Source organism: Streptomyces sp. JW3 (assembly GCF_052216785.1).
Taxonomy (GTDB): Bacteria; Actinomycetota; Actinomycetes; order Streptomycetales; family Streptomycetaceae; genus Streptomyces.
The window spans coordinates 1-4,360 of record NZ_JBQOUX010000205.1 but is presented as its reverse complement, the minus strand read 5'-3'; the positions used below and the strand labels follow the sequence as shown (position 1 = coordinate 4,360).

General features: G+C 74.9%; 5 protein-coding genes. All 5 read left to right on the top strand.

The features are described from left to right. Window positions 1-347: 347 nt before the first annotated feature. The 5 genes from ACTT8P_RS37915 to ACTT8P_RS37895 all read left to right on the top strand — a co-directional run bounded on the left by ACTT8P_RS37915 (window position 348) and on the right by ACTT8P_RS37895 (window position 4,293). Window positions 348-797, top strand: a complete 450-nt coding sequence (locus tag ACTT8P_RS37915) for a hypothetical protein (RefSeq protein WP_442836343.1) — start codon at window positions 348-350, stop codon at window positions 795-797. A gap of 82 nt (window positions 798-879) precedes the next feature. Then, complete coding sequence (locus tag ACTT8P_RS37910) at window positions 880-1,710, top strand: PP2C family protein-serine/threonine phosphatase (protein ID WP_442836342.1); 831 nt, start codon at window positions 880-882, stop codon at window positions 1,708-1,710. Window positions 1,711-1,862: 152 nt separating this feature from the next. Further along, entirely contained in the window at window positions 1,863-2,852 is a 990-nt protein-coding gene (locus ACTT8P_RS37905) for an MASE1 domain-containing protein (protein WP_442836341.1), read from the top strand. Window positions 2,853-2,946: 94 nt separating this feature from the next. Next, window positions 2,947-3,945 (top strand): mechanosensitive ion channel family protein, encoded by a 999-nt coding sequence (locus ACTT8P_RS37900; RefSeq protein WP_442836340.1) that lies wholly within the window; start codon window positions 2,947-2,949, stop codon window positions 3,943-3,945. A gap of 111 nt (window positions 3,946-4,056) precedes the next feature. Continuing rightward, complete coding sequence (locus tag ACTT8P_RS37895) at window positions 4,057-4,293, top strand: hypothetical protein (RefSeq protein WP_442836339.1); 237 nt, start codon at window positions 4,057-4,059, stop codon at window positions 4,291-4,293. The last annotated feature ends 67 nt before the right edge of the window (window positions 4,294-4,360 follow it).

Here is a 4,360-nt window from a genome sequence, read left to right as displayed (position 1 = left end):
GGCGCACTCCGGTCGACCACCGGAGCGCGCCCGGCCGCCGCGCACACCCGGAGGCGGGCACCCCGGTCGACTCCCCGGGCCGACGGCCCCGACCGGCCCGCCTCCGGGTGCCCTCCGATCGAGGTCCGGCGAAGCGGTGTCCGGCCGGGGAGGTGCTCGACCCGGGCAACGCCCGGCCCGCACCGGCCGACGCCGCGCACCGATGGACGGGGCGCGCCGCCCCCGTCGAGAACAGCGCACCGCACCGCGGCGGTCCCCCGCTGAGAGCGGCCGCCGACCGCACCACCGGCGGTCCCGTGCCGCCGGGCCCGGCCCATCCCCCACTCGGCCGAAGGACACCCCCCCTCATGAACCCACCGTCCCGCCCCGACCTGTCGTCGTCCCGCCCGCGGCCGTGCCCGCCCGAGCACACCGGGCGCCTGCGGATACCGGCGCCGCTCTCCGCGGACCTCGGCTACGACGCCGTGGGCCTGCCCCGGGAACACGGCGCGCACATCATGGACCGCCTGCCGCGCGTCGGCTGTGTCTTCGCCGACGGCCGGCGCTGGTGGTGGATCGTCCCCTCCGGTTCGGAGATCGGTGTCATCTGGCCGCCCGGCACCACCTACGCGGTCGGCGCCCGGGTGGCCGACCCGTCCTGGACCGCGACCCACCGGCCGAAGCCCGGCGCGGACCGGCCCGGACTCATCCACGCGCCCCGCACCGGCTCTCCGTACACCCCGCCCATCCCGCTCTACGTCCTCACCTGCCGCCTGGCCGGCCGCCCGCCGTGCTGGCAGGTGGACGCCGCCGGCTGATGCCGCGGGCCGTCCGGGCGAAGGGTGACAAACGGTGTGAAGCGGATTAACGTGCTGAGCGGGCTCACCCACCGGAGTGACTATGTTCGGCAAGCGCCCCGCACCGGGCGGCGACGAGCTGCTGGCCAGGCTCGGCTCGCTGACCACCCAGGCGCGCCGCCACGCGGAACTCCAGCGCTCCCGGGTGGAGCTGGCCGTCGCCCTCCAGCGCGGCATGCTCCCCGGTGCCCTGCCCGTCGTCCCCGGCTTCCACCTGGCGGTCCGCTACTCGCCGGCCCACTCCGGGCTGGACGTGGGCGGCGACTGGTACGACGCCTTCACCCTGCCCGACGGCCGCATCGGACTGTCCGTCGGCGACGTACAGGGCCACACCATCGACGCGGCGGCGTTCATGGGGCAGGTCCGGGTCGGCCTGCGGGCGCTGGCCTCCGTCACCGGCCACCCCGGCGACCTGCTGGCCCGCACCAACGACCTGCTCCTCTCCCTCGGCGGCGACCGCTTCGCCACCTGCACCTTCATGCGCCTCGACCCGGCCACCGGGGTCCTGGAGAGCGCCCGCGCCGGACACATCCCCTGTGTGTGGGCCACGGCGGACGGCAAGGCCGGGATCGCCGAGGACGAGGGCGGACCGCCGCTCGGCGTCCTGGATGGCACCGAGTACCCGGTGACCCGGTACCAGCTCACCACGGGCGGCGTCTTCGTCCTGCTCACCGACGGAGTGGTGGAGGGTCCCGCGCTCAGCGTCGACGAGGGCCTGGACCGGGTGGTCCGGCTGGCCGGGATCGCCGCGGTCGCCAACCTGGAGGCCGACGCGCTGGCCGGCGCGGTGATCAAGAACGCCGCGCTGGTGGGACACGAGGACGACGCGGCGGTACTGGTCGTCGGCCACGACGGCTGCCGGGCCGGGGTGTGAGGCCCTGACGTCACGAGCGGGCGGGCCCGCAGGCCCGCGGGCGCGGCAGGCAAATCCACCTGGTGGCACCCGGCACCCGGCACGGCACCCGGCACCCGGCACTCGGCCGATCCCGTCTGGCCGACCGGGCGGCACCGGTGTCTGATGGCCGGGTGGTGGGTATCCGAGGCCGGCGGCGACCGGTCGTCCTCGCGCTGGAGACACTGGGCGTGGCGGCCGGCTACTACGCGGCCGGACGCCTCGGACTGCTGCGCGGGCTCGTCGTGGACCAGGCGCTGGTCACCCCGATCTGGCCGCCCACCGGCGTCGCGCTGGCCTGTCTGCTGATCCTCGGGCTGCGCGCGGCCCCCGGCATCGCGCTCGGCGCCCTGTGCGTCGTCCTCTCCCTGTCGGCGCCGGGACTCTCCACCATCGGTGTCGTCGCCGGGAACACCGCAGCCCCCGTCTGCGCCTACCTCATGCTGCGCAGGGCGGGCTTCTGCGAGGACCTGGCCCGGCTGCGCGACGGCCTGGCCCTGGTGTTCCTGGGGGCCCTGACCGGCATGGTGATCAGCGCCTGCACCGGGGTCGCCCTGCTCCTGGCCGCGGGCAAGGTCGACACCGGCAGCCTGCTGCCCGTCTGGCTGGCCTGGTGGGTGGGCGACGCCATGGGGGTCGTCCTGGTCACACCGCTGCTGCTGGTGCTGCACCGGGCCCGCAGGGCCTCACTCCGCGAGGTCCGGTGGAAGGAGTCCGGCGGCCTGGCCGTCGTAGCCTGCGTCCTGGTCCCGCTCGCCACGCAGAGCACCCTCGACGTGCAGTTCCTGGTCTACCCGCTGCTGATCTGGGCGGCCCTGCGCTTCCAGCTCGCGGGCAGCATCCTGTGCGCCCTCCTCGCCTCCGTCCTGGCCACCCTCGCCGCGACCGACGGACGCGGCCCGTTCACCGGGCTGACCGAGGCCGAGGTGATGATGAAACTCCAGGCGTTCAACGGCACCATGGCGCTCACCGCGCTCCTGCTGTCCGCGGTCATCGCCGAACAGCGCAGCACCAGGAAGTCCGTGGAGCGCGCCTGCCTGGAACTGGCCGCGGCGCTGGAGCACCTCACCGCGGGGGACTCGCCGCCCGGGCGGCGTCCCGGCGGGGACGGACCCCCGTCGTAGGCCGGTGGTCCGGCGCCACCATGCTTTCCGTTGCCTCTGGGTAGGCGCGCCCGAGATCATCGCGTCCCCACCGACGACAGGAGCAGCACGGTCCATGGCCCACGTACCCGACCACTCGACCCCCGACCCCGCCGCGGCACCCGCACTGGCCATGCCGGACTGGGCGCGCGACCACGTGACGGCACTCATCGGGATACCCCTGCGCATCGCCCTCATCGTGGTCGGCGTGGCGCTGGTGCGGATGCTGGCCAAACGGGCCATCACCCGCGTCGTGCAGCGCATCCTGGAACCCGGCGACGGCGCCCGGGAACCGGCCCGCCGCGGCGGCCGGGGCCCGGCGGTGCTGCACCGCGACCGCTCACGCGCCCGGGAACGCCGCGAACAGCGGGCGCGGACCATCGGCTCGGTGCTCAGCAGCATCGTCTCCGTCGTCCTGTTCGTGATCGCCGTCGCGATGGTGCTGGACCAGATCGGCATCGCGCTCGGCCCGCTGCTGGCCAGCGCCGGCGTGGTCGGCCTGGCGATCGGGTTCGGCGCCCAGAGCCTGGTCGCCGACTACCTCTCCGGCATGCTCATCATGATCGAGGACCAGTACGGCGTGGGCGACTCCGTCGACCTCGGGGAGGCCGTCGGCGAGGTCGAGCAGGTCGGACTGCGCCTGACCCACGTCCGCGACCTCAACGGCGGGCTGTGGCACATCCGCAACGGCGAGATCCTGCGGGTGCGCAACGACAGCCAGGAATGGGCCCGCGCCGTCCTGGACGTGGCCGTGGCCTACGACGCCGACCTCGACGAGGTCTACCGGGTACTGGAGGAGACCGGACGGGCCCTGCGCGAGGACTCCGCCTTCGAGGGCGCCCTGCTGGAGGACCCCGCGGTCTGGGGCGTGCAGTCGGTGGACGCCGACGGGGTGACGGTACGGCTGGCGGCGCGGACCGCGCCCATGCAGCAGTGGGCCGTCACCCGGGAGCTGCGCCGCCGCGTCAAGGAGGCCCTGGACGCGGCCGGCATCGCCCTGCCCTTCCCGCGGCGCACCCTCTGGCTGCGGGGCGACGACGGCGCCGACGGCCAGGAGGCGGCGGCGCTGCGCTGAGCGTGTCTTCCGGATGACCGTCCGGGTGATGGTCGCCGGATTCCGCGCCGCCGGCGGCGCGCGGGGGGAAGGCATGGCGACGTCCAACCTGTACGAGATAGGGAGACACGCATGCGTATGCGTACGTTCGTGGCCGCCGGGCTGCTGTCCTTGACCGCCGCGATGATGGGTGCCGGCACCGCCACCGCGAGCGAGGGCCCGCACGGGTTCGAGCTGGAGGCGGGCTACTTCGACCACAAGGCCGCGGGCCAGTTCATGAACGTCGGCGGTGAGAACGGTGTCACCTGGGCCGGCAAGACCGAGCGGCACCGCGGCGCCGAGCTGGAGATCGAGTCCGGCCGCGACTAATCCCGGACCGGGGGCCCGCCCCCGTCCGGCCCCCGGGCCCGTTCCGGACCGCACACCGGTCCGGAAC